2 protein-coding genes are annotated in these 592 nt (G+C 72.3%); both read right to left on the reverse strand.

Annotation, left to right across the window (positions count from 1 at the left end; translation table 11 throughout):
- A partial coding sequence (locus tag J1W56_RS25800) for a hypothetical protein (protein ID WP_223616142.1) occupies positions 1-321 on the reverse strand: 321 nt, incomplete at its 3' end.
- A gap of 62 nt (positions 322-383) precedes the next feature.
- On the reverse strand, positions 384-592 hold a 209-nt coding region (locus J1W56_RS25805), incomplete at its 5' end, for a hypothetical protein (protein WP_223616143.1).

Here is a 592-nt window from a genome sequence, read left to right on the forward strand (position 1 = left end):
GTCGAGCGGGTCGCGGGTCGCGGCCGACGTCGCGTTGGCGACGAGCTCGACGGCGAGGCCGACCGCGAGGAGCGAGCCGGGCCACCCTGCGGGGCGGCCGTCGCGGCGGTCGCGCCAGACCTCCATGCCGGACTGAATCGTCAGGCCGACGACCGTGCACGCGGTGCCGATGACAATCCAGTCCTTCACCTGGCCGTGAGACCGGACGAAGTCCATGGTGTGGTCGAAGCTGACGGCGATGGCGAAGCCCGCGAGGCCGAGGAGGACGACGAGGGAAACGGCGTCTCCGACGCGGTCCGCGCGGGTTTTGGTCCTGGTCAAGGTAGGGTCCTCTCCGGCGTCGCCGGGGCCGATAAGCGCGGCCCCGGCGACGTCTTGGCGTATCACGCGGTGGGGGTGGCCTGGTGGCGGCACGGGTGGTCGAGCTCGAACTGGTGGCGCCAGTGGGAGTGCAGGTGGCGCTCCTGCTCGACCCCGCCGGCCTCGCCGTGGTGGTAGTGCTCCAGCTCGACCTCGGACCACGCCTTGAGCGCGGTCAGGTAGCCGAGCGCGTGCTGGGCGAAGTCGTGCCCGCAGTCGTCCCGCTCGCCCG

Source organism: Phyllobacterium calauticae (genome assembly GCF_019991125.1).
GTDB classification, from domain to species: domain Bacteria; phylum Pseudomonadota; class Alphaproteobacteria; order Rhizobiales; family Rhizobiaceae; genus Phyllobacterium; species Phyllobacterium calauticae.